12 protein-coding genes are annotated in these 15,872 nt (G+C 62.9%); 8 read left to right on the top strand and 4 right to left on the bottom strand.

Annotated elements, in window-relative coordinates; all coding sequences use genetic code 11:
- Positions 1-64: 64 nt before the first annotated feature.
- Positions 65-496: a Cd(II)/Pb(II)-responsive transcriptional regulator gene (gene cadR, locus ACSOSP_RS04870; protein ID WP_455309846.1), complete on the bottom strand. Its 432-nt coding sequence runs from the start codon at positions 494-496 to the stop codon at positions 65-67.
- 78 nt (positions 497-574) lie between these two features.
- On the opposite strand from cadR, the gene ACSOSP_RS04875 reads away from it, so the two are divergent.
- From ACSOSP_RS04875 to ACSOSP_RS04890, 4 genes are all read left to right on the top strand, one after another.
- Positions 575-2,824, top strand: a complete 2,250-nt coding sequence (locus ACSOSP_RS04875) for a heavy metal translocating P-type ATPase (RefSeq protein WP_455309847.1) — start codon at positions 575-577, stop codon at positions 2,822-2,824.
- 152 nt (positions 2,825-2,976) lie between these two features.
- Complete coding sequence (locus tag ACSOSP_RS04880; protein ID WP_455309849.1) at positions 2,977-4,713, top strand: ClcB-like voltage-gated chloride channel protein; 1,737 nt, start codon at positions 2,977-2,979, stop codon at positions 4,711-4,713.
- Positions 4,714-4,997: 284 nt separating this feature from the next.
- On the top strand, positions 4,998-5,273 hold the full coding sequence (locus ACSOSP_RS04885) for a hypothetical protein (RefSeq protein WP_455309850.1): 276 nt from the start codon (positions 4,998-5,000) through the stop codon (positions 5,271-5,273).
- A 68-nt stretch (positions 5,274-5,341) separates the two neighbouring features.
- The gene (locus ACSOSP_RS04890; protein WP_455309852.1) at positions 5,342-5,584 is read left to right on the top strand and encodes a DUF2795 domain-containing protein; all 243 of its coding nucleotides are present in this window, start codon (positions 5,342-5,344) and stop codon (positions 5,582-5,584) included.
- Between the two features lie 7 nt (positions 5,585-5,591).
- Here the strand turns inward: ACSOSP_RS04890 and ACSOSP_RS04895 are convergent, their stop codons facing one another.
- Entirely contained in the window at positions 5,592-6,212 is a 621-nt protein-coding gene (locus tag ACSOSP_RS04895) for a TetR/AcrR family transcriptional regulator (RefSeq protein ID WP_455309853.1), read from the bottom strand.
- Positions 6,213-6,524: 312 nt separating this feature from the next.
- On the opposite strand from ACSOSP_RS04895, the gene ACSOSP_RS04900 reads away from it, so the two are divergent.
- From ACSOSP_RS04900 to ACSOSP_RS04915, 4 genes are all read left to right on the top strand, one after another.
- On the top strand, positions 6,525-7,691 hold the full coding sequence (locus tag ACSOSP_RS04900) for an efflux RND transporter periplasmic adaptor subunit (RefSeq protein WP_455309854.1): 1,167 nt from the start codon (positions 6,525-6,527) through the stop codon (positions 7,689-7,691).
- Positions 7,688-10,897, top strand: a complete 3,210-nt coding sequence (locus ACSOSP_RS04905; protein ID WP_455309855.1) for an efflux RND transporter permease subunit — start codon at positions 7,688-7,690, stop codon at positions 10,895-10,897. The genes ACSOSP_RS04900 and ACSOSP_RS04905 overlap by 4 nt, the downstream gene beginning before the upstream one ends.
- Complete coding sequence (locus ACSOSP_RS04910; protein WP_455309857.1) at positions 10,894-12,369, top strand: efflux transporter outer membrane subunit; 1,476 nt, start codon at positions 10,894-10,896, stop codon at positions 12,367-12,369. The genes ACSOSP_RS04905 and ACSOSP_RS04910 overlap by 4 nt, the downstream gene beginning before the upstream one ends.
- A 340-nt stretch (positions 12,370-12,709) precedes the next feature.
- Complete coding sequence (locus ACSOSP_RS04915) at positions 12,710-13,606, top strand: hypothetical protein (RefSeq protein ID WP_455309858.1); 897 nt, start codon at positions 12,710-12,712, stop codon at positions 13,604-13,606.
- Positions 13,607-13,652: 46 nt separating this feature from the next.
- On the opposite strand, the gene ACSOSP_RS04920 is transcribed toward ACSOSP_RS04915, so the two are convergent.
- Together ACSOSP_RS04920 and cheB are read right to left on the bottom strand one after the other, a co-directional pair.
- Complete coding sequence (locus ACSOSP_RS04920; RefSeq protein WP_455309860.1) at positions 13,653-14,780, bottom strand: diguanylate cyclase; 1,128 nt, start codon at positions 14,778-14,780, stop codon at positions 13,653-13,655.
- Between the two features lie 36 nt (positions 14,781-14,816).
- Positions 14,817-15,854 carry a chemotaxis-specific protein-glutamate methyltransferase CheB gene (cheB, locus tag ACSOSP_RS04925; protein WP_455309861.1) on the bottom strand — a complete coding sequence of 346 codons (1,038 nt, stop codon included), beginning with the start codon at positions 15,852-15,854 and terminating at the stop codon, positions 14,817-14,819.
- Positions 15,855-15,872: the final 18 nt, after the last annotated feature.

The following is a 15,872-nucleotide window of genomic DNA, read 5'->3' on the forward strand; positions in this document are numbered from 1 at the left end:
TGAAGGACATCCCGGCTTCGATGTGTCGAGGCCGGGTTTTTCAGGACCCGCCCCACTTCGCCGTTCAGCCCAAATGGGTCCGCTTCTCGCGTGCGGGCGCAACATCGTTCGTGGAAAGCGCCTGGACGATACCGCAGTCCGTCGCTGATTCTTCCGTCGTGCATTGCCCCCTCAACGCCACCAGTTGCGCCTTGAGCCGCGTCAGTTCCTCGATTCGCCTGTCCACATGAAGAATGTGTTCATCGACGAGCGAATTGATCGAGCCGCACGGTTCGCCGGGCGCATCGGTTGCGCTGAGCAGATGGCGAATTTCCTCGTGTGTCATATCCAGTGCGCGGCAATTGCGGATGAACCGCAACCGTTCCGCGTGCGCCTCCGTGTAATTCCGGTAATTGGAATCCGTCCGGCTGGCTTCCGGCATCAAGCCTTCCTTCTCGTAAAAGCGGATGGTTTCAGTCGTGCACTGAGCCATTTTCGCCAGTTCGCCGATTTTCATCGCATGTGCTCCCCGCCAACGCTTGACCTTGAAGTGACTTCAGGGCGTCTACTACATCATAGATCCCCTCAGGAAGCCATGATGTCCCTACCCAACGAAGCGAACAACGCGGTCGATGAAACCCCGGCCAGCTCATCGTGCTGCCATGGCCATTCTTCGGACCGCACGCATCCACATTCGCACGCCGATGTCAAAGCCGCTGCTCCCGCTCCTCAAAAGTCTTTGGACGGCGCCGAACGCACCGTGTATCTCATCGCGCAGATGGATTGCCCGACAGAAGAGGCGTTGATACGCAAGAAGCTCTCGTCCATGTCATCCGTGCGAAACGTGCAGTTCAACCTGATGCAGCGCTTGCTCACCGTCGACCACTCGCCGCTTCAGCGCGAGGCGATTGCGCAAGCCATTCGATCGCTGGGTTTCACCGCTGAATTGCCCGCAACACTCGCGCAAAGTGCAACCCCGGCCGTCGCAAGGAAAAGCGCCCACTGGCCGCTTGCAGTGGCTTGCGCAGCGGCGGTTGCGTCGGAGATAGCAAGCTTTGCGGCGTTCCCCGGCTGGATCGCGGCATCGCTTGCCGTACTCGCCGTCATTGCCGGCGGCCTTGGAACCTACAAAAAGGGCTGGGTCGCGATCCGCAACGGCAATCTCAACATCAACGCGCTCATGAGCATCGCCGTCACCGGTGCGCTATTCCTTGGCCAATGGCCCGAAGCGGCCATGGTCATGGTCCTCTTCAGCGTGGCTGAGCTGATCGAAGCGAAGTCGCTCGACCGCGCGCGCAACGCCGTCCAGAAGCTGATGCAACTGGCGCCCGAGCGCGCGACCGTCCGGCAACCCAACGGCACGTGGCATGACGTGGAGGCGAAATCGGTATCGATAAACTCGATCGTGCGCCTCAAACCTGGTGAACGGATCGGACTCGACGGCAAAGTGAGCGCCGGGCGCACCACGGTGAACCAGGCGCCCATCACGGGCGAAAGCCTGCCGGTCGACAAAGCACCGGGCGACGCCGTGTTCGCGGGCACCATCAACGGATCCGGTTCGATCGAATATCGCGTGACGGCAATCGCCGGCGATACAACGCTCGCGCGCATCATTCACGCGGTGTCGGAGGCGCAAGGTTCGAAAGCGCCGACGCAACGCTTCGTCGACCAGTTCGCGCGTGTTTATACGCCGGTTGTATTTGCGCTCGCGGTGCTCGTCGCGATCTTGCCGCCGCTCCTGGCCGGCGGCGTCTGGCACGACTGGATCTACAAGGCGCTGGTGCTGCTGGTGATTGCCTGCCCGTGCGCGCTCGTGATCTCGACGCCCGTGACGATCGTCAGCGGCCTGACGGCGGCGGCGCGAAAAGGCATTCTGATCAAAGGGGGTTCCTATCTCGAACTGGGTCGCAAGCTGACATGGCTCGCGCTCGACAAGACCGGCACGATCACGCACGGAACGCCGGCTCAAACCCACGTAGAAGCCGTGGCGGATATTGACATCAACCGCTGCCGGCAGCTTGCAGCCAGCCTCGCCGGCCGTTCTGATCATCCAGTGTCCCAAGCGCTGGCACGTGCGGCCACTACGGACAACGTCGCCTATCTACCCGTTCATGAATTCGAGGCGTTGCCCGGACGCGGCGTGCAGGGAACAATCGGCGGCAAACCCTACTCGCTTGGCAATCATCGCCTGGTCGAAGAGCTCGGGCGTTGTTCCGCAACCCTTGAAGCCCGGCTCGACACCCTGGAACGCGAGGGTCAAACCGTCGTCATGTTGATCGGCGAAACCGGGGTGCTCGCGTTGTTCGCCGTCGCGGACACGGTCAAGGAAACGAGCCGCGCCGCGATCGCCGACCTGCATGCGCTCGGCGTTCGCACCGTGATGCTGAGCGGCGACAATTCGCATACGGCGGCGGCCATAGCGGCAACCGTGGGTATCGATGAAGCCCGTGGCGATCAGCTGCCCGAGGACAAGCTCGCGGCTGTAGCGGAACTGGCGGCGAACGGCGCGGTAGTAGGCATGGTCGGCGATGGGATCAACGACGCCCCGGCCCTCGCCCGTGCCGACATCGGCTTCGCGATGGGCGCAATGGGCGCGGACACCGCCATTGAAACCGCTGACGTCGCGTTGATGGACGACGACCTTCGCAAGATCCCGGCTTTCATCCGGCTCTCGAAGGCGACGCATGCGGTGTTGATACAAAACATCGTGCTGGCGCTCGCGATCAAGGCGATATTTTTCGTGCTTGCGCTGACGGGCGCGGGGACCTTGTGGATGGCCGTTCTCGCCGATGTAGGGGCAAGCTTGCTGGTGGTGGCCAACGGACTTCGCCTGTTGCGCCGATAACCAACGATAACCACCGATAACCACCGATACCCCGCGGGCGCCCAGGCGAATCCGCTTGCATGCGCCCGTCGGAGCACTGCCCCCCGGCCCCTCGCGGGTGATATCCTTGCCCCGCGCCATTGGCCTCGACCCGCTCCGACATTCAAGCTCACGTGCTTTCATTCCTCCTCAAACTACGCACCCGGGCACAGATCCGGTTCCGCTTCTCCGAATCCAGCTCCATGCTCGTGTGGGCCGTGGTTGTCGGCGTGGCCGGCGCATTCGCGACTGCGGCGTTTCGCATTGGTATCGACGAAATGCAGCGGCTTTTTGGCGGGGACCACGGCAATTTTGTCGAAATGGCCACGCGCCTGCCGTGGCCCGTGCGCGTCGCGCTGCCAACAGCAGGCGGGTTGGTCGCCGGCCTGTGCCTGCTGATCGCCCGGCGTCACAACTCCGGTCACGCGAATGCCGACTACATGGAAGCCGTGACCATAGGCGACGGCGTCGTGCCGGTCAGGCAAAGCCTGTGGCGCAGCATCTCGTCGCTCTTCACCATCGCCAGCGGCGGCTCCATCGGACGTGAAGGCTCGATGGTGCAGCTCGCCGCACTGTGTGCGTCAGCGATCGGCCGCTGGGTTCACTTCAGTCCGTCGCGGCTGCGCCTGCTCGTCGCCTGCGGTGCGGCGGCCGGAATCACCTCGGCGTACAACGCGCCTATCGCGGGCGCCTTCTTCGTGACTGAACTCGTGCTCGGTTCCATGGCCATGGAAAGCTTCGGGCCGATCGTGGTGTCGTCGGTGGTCGCGAACATTACGATGCGCGAATTCGCCGGCTACCGGCCGCCTTACGAAATGCCGGAGTTTCCAACGGTCACCGGCGTCGAAGTGCTGCTGTTCGTCGTGCTTGGATTGCTCTGCGGCGTGCTGGCGCCGTATTTCCTGCGCCTGCTGGCTGCATCGAAACAACGCTTCGCCAAGCTGCCCATGCCGTTGCCAATCCGGCTCGGATTCGGCGGCCTGATTGTCGGCGTGATCTCGATCTGGTTCCCCGAGGTCTGGGGCAACGGGTATGAAGTCGTCAACTCGATCCTGCATCATTCCTGGACCTGGGAAGCGCTGGCAGCCGTGCTGTTCTTCAAGATCGTCGCGACCGCGGCGACCGCCGGTTCCGGCGCGGTCGGCGGGATTTTCACACCGACGCTCTTCGTCGGCGCGGTGGTCGGCTGCCTGTTCGGGCTGGCGGCACACACGATCTGGCCGGACTCCACGTCCGCGCCGTTTGCCTACGCGATGGTCGGCATGGGCGCGTTCCTCGCGGCCGCCACGCACGCGCCATTGATGGCGATCCTGATGATCTTCGAAATGACGCTGAGCTATCAGGTCATGCTGCCGCTGATGCTGTCGTGCGTGGTGGCGTTTTTCATTGCACGGGCATCGGCCCAGACGTCGATGTACGAGGTCACGCTGCGGCGCAACCGTGACGAAAAAGAACGCTCGCGGCTCGCCGCGACGCAGATGCGCGAGCTGGTGAAACCGGCTGACACGGTGGTCCCGTTGGATGCCGACGTGAAGACCATGACGCGGGTGTTCCTCGAATATCCGGTGAAATACCTTTACGTCGTTGATGCGGACGGCCAGTTTCGCGGCGTGGTGGCGCTCAAGGACATCACGTCCGACCTGCTCGACGAGCGCGACACCGCCGTCAAAACCGCCGAAGATTATCTGCAGCCTCATTTCGATGTCCTCACACCGAACATGTCGCTGGGTGAAGCGTTGCAGCATTTCCTGGCGTTCCAGGGCGAGCGTTTGCCGGTCATCGACTGCCCGACGCGGCCGGTGCTGCTCGGCGTTGTCTACAAAACCTCACTTCTCGATGCTTACTTCCGCTTAAACCCGGCATCGCGCTGAAATTGCTCGAAATGTGCAAATTTGCGGCAGTGATGGAGCAACCTCTGAAGCACTCGCTTACGACCCTATTCTAGAATTCGCTCGAAGAACGGGCCTCGACGCCGCTTGAAACAAGGCTCGGCGGACGACCACTTTTCATCGGATGAAGCGCTGAAAAACCGCTCTCTTCGATTGGCATGGCGTTTGCTGAATTCCTCGCTAATATTCTCCGTACGGCCTCGTGTTTGTGCTGCTTGTGTACCGCTTGCGTCAGCTTGTGTGCAAAGTATCTGGAGGGTTGAGCGATGAAAACCTCAACGGCTTTATTGATGGTCCTGGTTTCCGTGTCGTGTTATGCCGCGCCAATCCACACGGACGACGCGGCGATCTACGCTGCTCGCCAGGCTGAGGGCATGCGAGCAGCGCTTGCCATTCGCGCCAACGCCCCACCGGTTTCGCCCCCTGCGCCGGAGGTGCGTGCACAGGTACTCGATCACGCGCACTGGTCTCATGTGGAATTGCCGAAGTCTCGCTCACCCAACCACGGCATGGCGAGTCAGGTAATCGAAGTGCAGACGTGAGGCGGCACCCTGAGCATGGCGCCGCGGATTGATCACTGATGGACCACCAGCAACAACCAAGGACACCAATGACCGATACGCACGCGAATGCCAACCTGAATGACGAACCGATCGATGATGAAATCGCAGAGGTCTTGCGTGATCTGACGTTTCCGACCAACAAGGATGGCATTGTCGATGCGGCGCGCGCTGCAGGCGCAAGCAACGACGTGATTGCCGTGTTCGATGGATTGCCCGAGCAGGACTATGCCAACGCCGATGCCGTTGAACAGTTGCTAGGCAGTAACGGCGGTTCGGGTATCTCCATCTGAGAGGTCTTCAGACCAGGTTGGATCCAAACACCACGCGGCTAAAAAATTTCGCCAGTACGGCTTCGGATATTTCATTGCCGCAGGCCTGTGGATCCGACGTATAGAAAAACTGCATTCCATCGATCAACGCCGTCAGCCCGAGCGCCAGCTGCTCAGCCGGCATGGGTAACGGCGTCCCCGCCCTCTCCGAAAACGCGACAATATAGGCGGTCGTCGTCTGCAACAATTCCCGGATGAACGCATTGAATTGCGCGCGGAATTTCGCATCGCGGCTTGACTGCAATTTCGCTTCGACCCACAGCAAAAAACACTTGTTGTCGCGATAGCACTCGCTGTAATACTGCAGTAGGCGGGCTTCCATGTCGGCGCGGCTCGCTTCGCCATCGAAGATGGAATGCAGCCGGCTCATGATCGCATCGTGATCGCGCTTGAGCAGCTCCAGAAACAAAGCGGACTTGCTGCCGAAGTTCGAATAGAACGCACCGCGCGTATAACCCGCCGCCGCCGCAATGTCTTCCACGCTGGCGGCAACAAATCCCTTCTTCATGAACACTGTTTGTGCAGCGTTCAGCAAACGCTCACGCGTTTGGTCACGGCTCTGCTCCCGGGTGAGGCGAATTCGTTTCATCGGCTGAGTTTAGCATCTCAAAATTGGATTATGATACGACTTTGATTTCAGATTCACAGTTGTATTAGAATTCATCGCGTTTTTGCGACGAGGTACCGAAAAGCCTGGTGGCCGTGGCATGCCGCCGGTTCGGCTATCACGCCCCGAATAGCGCCGTATCTTGAAAACGCGCAGCGACACGCCGTGTCGACGCTGCGCGCCAGCCATGTCCGCAAGCCCTTGCGCGCATGGAAGGCCTTTGCGTCGAGGTCATTCGTGATTCTGCAAGTCTGTCGCCGCACGTTGTCATTTTCATCGCTCGGATCGCGATTGATGTCGTTCAGCTTAGTGTCGTTCAAGTTGCCCGGGTCGGGATCTTTGCGTGCTCGCCGCACTCTTGCCTGGTCATTGGGCGTCGCGGCTGTCGTCGCGCTCAGCGCTTGTGGCAAGAAAGAAGCGGCACCCGTGGCGCTGCGTCCGGTGGTCGCCATGGCAGCCGTCGCCGACACGCACACGGCGCTGTCGTCGCTGCCCGCGACTATCGAGGCGCGCTACCAGACCCCGCTGTCGTTTCGCGTGGGCGGGAAGATCATCGAACGCCGTGTGCGTCTGGGCGACAGCGTGAAACCCGGCGAGATCGTGGCCAAACTCGATCCCGCCGATAACGCCAAAAGCGCCGCGAGCGCCGCCGCGCAACTGTCAGCCGCACAGCATCAGCTCACCTTTGCCGAGCAGCAACTCACCCGCGACCGAGCCCAGGCCCAGGAAAACCTGATCGCCCGCGCACAGCTCGAACAAACCGAAAACGGCTACGCCGCAGCGCTCGCGCAGCGCAACCAGGCACAGGCACAGGCGGCGTTGTCGGCCGATCAGCTGAAATACACCACGCTTGTGGCCGACCGCGCCGGGGTCATCACGACTGAACAGGCTGACACCGGACAGAATGTATCGGCGGGACAAGCCGTCTATAACCTCGCGTGGAGCGGCGATATCGACGTGGTGGCGGACGTGCCGGAAACCACGCTCGGGTCTCTCGCGGTCGGCCAGAAAGCCACCGTGAAGCTCGCCGCGCTGGGAGGCAAACCGTTCGCGGCGCGCGTGCGCGAAGTGTCGCCCGCCGCCGATCCGCAAAGCCGTACCTATCGCGTGAGGATGACGCTTGAAGCGCCCACGCCGGAAGTCCGGCTTGGCATGACCGCCGACGTGGCGTTCGCGCAAGTGGCTGCATCGGAGGCATCCGCGGCGTCGAGCCAGGCGTTCACGCTGCCCTCCACCGCGCTGTTTCACGCCGGTAAGCTGCCCGCGGTCTGGATCGTGAAAGCGGATGGCTCGCTTGAATTGCGGCGCGTGGACGTGTCCCGATACGGTGAGCGCACGGTAACGGTATCCAACGGCATCACGCCCGGGGACCGCGTGGTTTGGCAGGGGGTCCATACCGTCTCCGCCGGCGAGAAAGTGCGTGTGGTCGCGCCCTTGCATCCGGAAGACTTCGCGTCATGAGCGACAACGAACGGGATTCAGCGGCAGCCGCTTCGGAAAAAGCCGCTGCCAACGCTGCAGCCGCCGCGGCGGGCGATTATCGTCACGAGGAAGGCAGTTTCAATCTCTCGGCGTGGGCCTTGCGGCATCAGGCGTTGGTCGTCTTCCTGATCGCGATGGCGACCATTTTCGGCGTGCTTGCGTACACCCGGCTCGCGCAATCGGAGGACCCTCCGTTCACGTTCCGCGTGATGGTCATCCAGACCTTCTGGCCTGGAGCGACCGCGCAGCAGATGCAGGAACAGGTCACCGACAAGATCGCGAAGAAGCTGCAGGAAACGCCCGCCACCGACTTCCTGCGCAGCTACTCCCGCCCGGGCGAGTCGCTGCTGTTCTTCACGATGAAGGACGGCGCGCCCGCGAAGGACGTTCCCGAAGAGTGGTACCAGGTGCGCAAGAAAGTCGGGGACATTGCCTACACGTTGCCAAGAGGCGTGCAAGGTCCCTACTTCAACGACGAGTTCGGCGATGTCTTCACGAACATCTACACGCTTGAAGGCGATGGTTTTTCACCGGTCCAGCTCCACGATTACGCCGACTCGCTGCGCACCGTCCTGTTGCGCGTGCCCGGCGTGGCGAAGGTCAATTATTTCGGCGACCAGGACGAGCGCGTTTATATCGAAATAACGAATACGCAACTCACGCGGCTCGGCATTTCGCCGCAGCAGATTGCACAGGCTATCGATGGTCAGAATGCGGTCGCGCCCTCCGGCACGCTGAATACGCCCGATGACCGCGTGTTCGTGCGCCCGAGCGGCCAGATCACCGACATGGCCGCGCTCGCCAATACGCTGATCCGTGTCAACGGGCGCTCGTTCCGTCTAGGTGACATCGCGACCATCAAGCGCGGTTATCTCGATCCGCCAGCCACGCAGATGCGTGCCGGCGAGAAGCCGGTGCTGGGTATCGGCATCACGATGCAGCCGGGTCAGGACGTCGTTCAATTAGGCAAGGCGCTGGACGCGAAGGTGGCCGAGTTGCGTGGGCAACTGCCTGCCGGCCTCGTGCTCAACGAAGTGTCGAGCATGCCGCATGCGGTATCGAAGTCAGTCGATGACTTTCTTGAAGCGGTCGCAGAAGCCGTCATCATCGTGCTGATCGTGAGCCTCGTGTCGCTTGGCGTGCGTACCGGCATGGTGGTCGTGATCTCGATTCCGGTCGTGCTCGCGGTCACGGCCCTCTTCATGTATCTCTTCGATATCGGCCTGCACAAGGTCTCGCTCGGAACGCTGATCCTCGCGCTGGGCCTCCTGGTCGATGACGCGATCATCGCCGTCGAAATGATGGCGGTGAAACTCGAACAGGGCTGGATCCGCTCGCGCGCTGCGGCGTACGCCTACACCAGCACCGCGTTCCCGATGCTCACGGGCACGCTTGTCACGGTCGGCGGTTTTCTGCCGATCGCGCTGGCTAAATCCAGCACCGGCGAATACACGCGTTCGATCTTCGAGGTGTCGGCGATTGCGTTGATCGCGTCGTGGTTCGCGGCGGTCGTGCTGATTCCGCTGCTCGGCTACAAGCTGCTGCCCGAGCGTAAGCGCGAGGCGCATCACGCCCACGACCATGAACACGATATCTACGACACGAAGTTCTACACCCGTCTGCGCGGCTGGCTGACATGGTGTATCGAGCGGCGTTTCGTGGTGCTGGGCATCACGCTCGTGCTGTTCGTGATTGCGCTGGCAGGCTTCACGCTGGTGCCGCAACAATTCTTCCCGAGCTCGGACCGCTCTGAACTGCTCGTCGATGTCCGCCTGCAGGAAGGCGCCTCGTTCGAAGCTTCGCTGCGCGAGACCAAACGTCTTGAGAAAGTGCTGGAAGGACGGCCTGAGGTCGACCACCTGGTGAGTTTCGTCGGCACAGGGGCGCCGCGATTTTATTTGCCGCTCGACCAGCAACTGCCGCAACCGAACTTCTCGCAATTCGTGATTACGGCAAAGTCCGTGGAGGATCGCGAGAAGCTCGCACGCTGGCTCGAACCTGTCTTGCGCGAGAAGTTTTCGGCCGTGCGCACGCGTTTGTCGCGACTTGAAAACGGTCCGCCGGTCGGCTATCCGGTGCAGTTCCGCGTGAGCGGCGACGATCTGCCGACGGTGCGCGGCATCGCCGAAAAGGTCTTTGCCGAAATGAGCGCGGACGCCGGCACCGCGAATGTCCAGTACGACTGGGACGAACCCTCGGAGCGCTCGGTGCGCTTCGATATCGACCAGAAGAAGGCACGCGAACTCGGGATCAGTTCGCAGGACGTATCGGATTTCCTCGCGATGCAACTGACCGGTTATACCGTCACGCAATATCGTGAACGCGACAAGCTGATCAGCGTCGACTTGCGGGCGCCGAAAAGCGAACGGGTCGATCCGGCGAAGCTCGCCACGCTGGCCATGCCGACGCCGAACGGCCCCGTGCCGCTCGGTACGATCGGGCATGTGGTGAACGATCTGGAATACGGCGTGATCTGGGAACGCGACCGGCAGCCGACCATCACCGTGCAGTCCGATGTGAAGGCGGGCGCGCAAGGTATCGACGTGACGCGTGCGATCGAAAAGAAACTCACCACGTTGCGCGCAGGCTTGCCGGTGGGGTATCGAATAGAAGTGGGCGGACCGGTTGAGGAAAGCGAGAAAGGCCAGTCGTCCATCAACGCGCAAATGCCGATCATGGCCATTGTCGTGCTGACGCTCCTGATGATCCAGTTGCAGAGCTTCGCACGCGTGATGATGGTGGTGCTGACCGCGCCGCTCGGGCTGATCGGTGTGGTGCTCGCACTGCTGCTGTTCCACAAGCCGTTCGGGTTCGTCGCCATGCTTGGCGTGATCGCCATGTTCGGGATCATCATGCGCAACTCGGTAATTCTCGTCGATCAGATCGAGCAGGACATCGCCGCGGGGCATCCTCGCTTTGACGCCATCGTCGGCGCGACCGTGCGGCGTTTCCGGCCGATCACGCTGACCGCCGCCGCTGCCGTGCTCGCGCTGATCCCGCTGTTGCGCAGCAACTTCTTCGGCCCGATGGCGACCGCGCTGATGGGCGGGATCACGAGCGCGACCGTGCTGACGCTGTTTTACTTGCCGGCGTTGTACGCGGCTTCGTTCAGAGTGCGGCGTAATGAGCGCGCGGGGTTTGAAGATTCGGGCGCACCCGATGCCCGCCATGGAGGTCAGTCATGACACGCCCTGTCCTCACTGCTCTTGTTGTTGCAGCCGCCCTTTCCGCCTGCTCTTTTGGTCCGGATGGGAAGCCGCCCATTTTGCCTCCGGTGCCGCATTACGGTGTGACTGAACAACCGGCGCGCACCGTGACGGCCGAAGGGGTATCGCAGAATTTCGACGCCGGTGCGAAACCCGTGCCCGAGTGGTGGAAGCTTTATCGTTCGGACCCGTTGAACGCACTCGTCGATGAAGGCCTGCGCAACAGCCCGAGTCTCGCCGCGACGGACAAAACCCTCGCTGCGGCGCGCGAGCAATTGCGGGCGCAAGTCGGATCGTCGATGCTGCCTAGCGTCGATCTCGGCGGCCAGGCGGACCGGGAGCGTGCGATCGGCGTGCCGAATTTCGGGCCGCCCACGGTGCTTTACAACCTCTTTGTCGGCCAGGTCCGGGCCCAATACACGTTCGACTTGTTCGGCGCCGCGCGGCTTGCGGACCGGGCGCTGGCCGCGCAGGTGGACAGCCAGTCCTGGCAATTCGATGCCGCCCGCCGCGCGCTTGCCGCGAACATCGTCACGGGCGCGATCGGTGCGGCGGCGTTGCGTGCGCAAATCGATACGACCGAACGGCTGATCGTCCTCGCCAATGAAGACGCACGAGAGACGCAGCGTCGCTACGAACTCGGTTCGGCGTCGAACGTGGACGCGCTCAACGCGCAATCGAACGCCGCCGCGCTCGCCGCTTCGCTGCCGGGGCTGCGGGCCCAGTGGCTTGCAACTCGCCACGCGCTTGCCGTGATGCTGGGCCGCACGCCGGATCAGGCGCCGCCGGATCTCGACCTCGCGTCGCTTACCGTACCGGGTAATGTGCCCGTGGTCGTACCGTCGGAGCTGCTTGCCAGCCGCCCGGATATCCAGGCCGCGGACGCGCTGCTCAAAGCGGCCGCGGCGCAAGTCGGCGTCGCGACGGCGCAGATGTTCCCGAGCCTGACGCTGTCGGCATCGATGGGACAAGCGGGTTTCAGTTGGCCCGCCGCCCTGTCCGGCGCGGGCACGATCTGGGGCATAGGCGCGTCGCTGTCGCAGCCGCTGTTTCATGGCGGCGCATTGCTCGCCCAGAAGCGCGCAGCGCAAGCGAGCTATGAAGCGGCCGTGGCGCAATACAAGCAGACCGTGCTGAGCGCGTTCCGCAACGTGGCGGATTCGCTTGCGGCGCTTGAGCAGGACAACGAGGCGCTCAGTTTCGCCGATACCGCCAGCCGCACCTCGATGAGCGCGTTCACGGATTCGGCAGCTCGCGAACGGCTCGGGGCGATTCCGCCTTCGGCATCGCGTGCGAGCGAGCGCCAGTATCGCAATGCGCGGCTGGATGCTATCCGCTATGAAAGCGCACGTCTCAGCGATACCGCGTTGCTGTTCCAGGCAATGGGTTCTCCGGCCGGCGGGTCGGCGAATCTTGCGGCCGCGTCGAAAACGACGGAGGCAGCGAAATAAGCTTTGCTGCCGGGCCGCGTTCGGCTTTGTCACCCGGTAGTTTAGAAACCGAAGCAAGCGCCGCATGCAAAGGGCCGTTCCGACGCGAGTCGGAATGGCCCTTTGCACTTCATCAGGACAACCGGACAATCCGTGCTGGGTCGTGAGAAAGCCTCAGATCGAACACATCAAATGTCACAGTTCACAGTGGTCAAACATCGCACTGCCATTCAAATGCTTCCGTAACCTTCCGCCAACTCAACTTCTTCACCGAAACCTTTCACTATTCAGATAAATCGCGTTATTTCGGGCATCAATTTCCCATAGGCTTGCCAGCTTTCGTGTATTCAAGGGAAATGCCATGTCTCGCTCACCGCTCCGTGACCTGTTTCAGCTCGTTCATTCAGGACTGGAAAAAGTCGTGCTGGCGTGCGCTGCCTTTGGTTTGATGCACGCGACGGCCCGCGCGGGAGAGTCCGCCCCGGCCGGCGTGCCCGCGGGTGAGCAATGGAGCGGTCACGTCGCGCCGCAACCCACGGCCGACGACCCATGGAGCAACCCCTCGGCGCCCACTCCTGCAATTGACGATGCCTGGAGTGCACCGGCCGCCGATCGATTCATATCGCCGGGACAAAGCCGCGCGGCGTCATCAGTGTCGCCCCCGTCTGCATCGGCGCAAGTGCCGCGACCGGCCGTCACGAAGAGTACGCCAAGCCCTGTAGCAACCACCGGCCAGGAAACGCCCCGCGCCCTCGCAATGGACCGCTCCGACTGGAATGAAACACCGCGCGGACGTTCGCCCGGTCTGATCGCATCTCATGACGCGTGGCTCAAGCGCAGCACGCCCGTCGCTGAACCAAGCGAACCGGCGAAAGCGCCGGTGTACAGCGCTCCTCCTCCGGCGGCCGATCCGTGGAGCGCTCGCTGGATCGGGCTGGTTGCATCGAACGATGTTTTGACGCCTGCCCCAGCGCTTTCTTCTCCCGCCTTCGACGCCGGCTCGCGCCCCGGGATCGTGGTCTCGCCCCACGCCGGGTTGCCACGCGTCGGTGAAGTTCGAGGCGCTTTACTTGCCGAGGCATCGCCGACGGTTTTGGCAACCGGCCGGCCGATGCATCGACGGTCGCGGCCGATTCTTCACAGCACCGCAAACGCGCCGCGATCTTCGGGAATGAAGCGCGCAAGAGCGACTAAAGCGGCCAAAGCGCCCTCGCGGGCATGGTGCCGTTCAGTGTCGGCAAGCGCGCGGTATCGGTGAACGGCGCCACGGGCACGGCAACCGCAACCGCTGCTCGCGACCCGGTTCAATTGGCGATGTCCACCCGATTGCGCCCGTCACGCTTGGCCCGATACAGCGCCAGGTCGGCGGCTTCAATCAACTGCTTCATGTCTCCGGCCGGCTGCGGCACCTGCATGACGCCGCCTACGCTGATCGTCAACCGCCCGCTGGCTGAACCCGTATGCGGTACGGCAAGCGCCTCCACCGCCATGCGGATCTTTTCACCGAGCAGGCGCAAGCCGCCGGTCGACGTGGACGGCAGCACCACCGCGAATTCCTCGCCGCCAAAACGCGCGGCAAGATCGGCGGGACGGTTGAGGCTCGACTCAATCGCGCGCGCGACGAGCTTCAGCACATCGTCACCCGCTACGTGGCCGTAGGTGTCGTTGTACGACTTGAAGTTGTCCACATCGATCATCAGGAAGCCGAGCGGGGACTGTTCACGCGCCGCGCGTTTCCACTCGGCGTTCATGTAGTCGTCCAGGCAGCGCCGGTTCGATAAACCCGTCAACCCGTCCGAATTGGTCAGGCGCTGCAGTTCCAGGTTGGTTTCGAGCAGTTTTTGCTGTGACTGCCGCAACGCGCGGTACGCCTCGTCACGCTGCAGCAAATTCAGGTACGAGCGCGAGTGATAGCGAATCCGCGCAATCAATTCGATGGTGTCCGGCAACTTCACCAGATAATCGTTGGCGCCTGCGGCAAAAGCGGCGCTCTTGATGCGCGGCTCTTCCTTCGTCGACAACACAATGATCGGGATATCGCGGGTCGCCTCGTTCTCGCGGTATTGACGCACCAGCGTCAGCCCGTCCACGCCCGGCATGACCAGGTCCTGCAGGATCACGGTCGGCCGCGTGGCCTGTGCGACGCGCAACGCCTCCTCGGCGTTGGCGCAGTAGTGAAAATCCAGCCGCGGCTGATCCATCAGCGCGCGGCGCACCGCTTCCGCGACAATGGTCTGGTCGTCGACCAGCAGCACCATGACCGCGCTGTCGGCGGCGCTGGGCGCATTCAGCGCATCGGCAAGCAGATCCGCGGCTGAGCGCTCACCGGCAGTTGCATCGAGGGGGGCCGCCGGGCTTTCCGGACGGGATTCCGGGCCGGCCTGCTCGCGCCGTGCGCGCTCTGCGAGCGGATCTGGGTTTCGATGTTCCATGACTGAAAATCCTGTTCTGAGTCGAGTTCGAGCGCGTCACGAACGCGTCACGAACGTGTTTTTACGCGACGATGTGAGCGCCCTTTGCACGGCATTCGCGATGTCCGGGAGCGGCAGGATGGCGACCGCGGCGTTCAGCGCGGCGGCGGCTTTCGGCATGCCGTACACAGCCGATGTCGCTTCGTCCTGCGCGATCGTGTGATAGCCCTTGGCACGCATGGCGGCAAGACCCGCTGCGCCATCGCGGCCCATGCCGGTCAGCAGCACGCCGACCGCGTTGCCGCTCCAGCGCGCCACCACGCTTTGAAAAAACACATCGATGGACGGACGGTACGGCGTCGCCTCCGGCTCCTTCGTATAGCCGAGCCGATTACCGCCGCCACAAAAATGCAGGTGGTCGTTGGTCGCCGCGAGCAGCACGCAACCCGGCTCCGGCCGGTCGCCCTCGCGTGCGACGCGCACCGGCAGCGTCGACTGTTCGTTGAGCCAATCAGCCATGCCGATCGCAAAGGCCTGGTCCACATGCTGCACAATCACCGTCGCCGGCGCGAAGTTGGCCGGCAGTGCGGCGAGCAGCGTCGCCAGCGCGCTCGGACCGCCCGCCGACGCGCCGATCGCGAGCAGGTCGGTGCCCGAGGTAATACGTGGCGCGGCGGCAATCGGATTCGCGGCGGCTTTCGTGGCCTGCTGCGCGGCAATCTGGTCGATCTTGGCGGTCAGCGCGGCGATCCCGCGTTTTGCGTCCGGGCCTGCGAGCACCGGGGTATCGACGGCATCCAGCGCGCCCGCGCCCATCGCCTCGTAGACCCGCCACGAATTCGCGCCCACATCCACCGTCACGATCAGGATCGCGCACGGCGTCGCGCGCATGATGCGCCGCGTGGCTTCCGTGCCGTCCATGTGCGGCATGACGAGGTCCATCAGCACGACGTCCGGCTTCTGCGCCGTGCAGTAGTCGACCGCCTGCGCGCCGTCGCTGGCGACCCAGATCACTTCGAAGTCTCGCCGCGTTGCAAGCGCCCCGCGCAACGCGTCCACCGCCAACGGCATGTCGTTCACGATCCCGATCTTCATCGTTCGCCTCTCTTTTTT

The organism is Caballeronia sp. KNU42 (assembly GCF_053760385.1).